Consider the following 232-nt stretch of genomic DNA (forward strand, 5'->3'; position numbering starts at 1 on the left):
GTATCAGTTGTGCCACTAAAAGTTTTGATTCCTGACAAATTTAATTGGCTGTTTGTGGCATATAAATCTACCTCTTTAAGACTGGCGAGTTTTTGAGCCTTCACCGTGCCTTGATTGACCGCCCAAATAAACGAGGGGGAGGAACTGTCTGTGCCGTCAAAAGCCGTCAACCGAGGCAGTTGCACCACGCTGCCTTTTCCATTGGATGTCACATCCACGTCCCCGCTAATTC

The 232-nt window shown here is 47.4% G+C and carries 1 protein-coding gene; it reads right to left on the reverse strand.

The window, feature by feature from the left end:
- Positions 1-218, reverse strand: a 218-nt coding sequence (locus tag LKE08_RS08960) for a hypothetical protein (RefSeq protein ID WP_324703876.1), incomplete at its 3' end; no start/stop codon positions are given.
- Between the last annotated feature and the right edge of the window lie 14 nt (positions 219-232).

Origin of the sequence: Lyngbya sp. CCY1209 (assembly GCF_035615495.1) — a bacterium.
Taxonomy (GTDB): Bacteria; Cyanobacteriota; Cyanobacteriia; order Cyanobacteriales; family Microcoleaceae; genus Limnospira.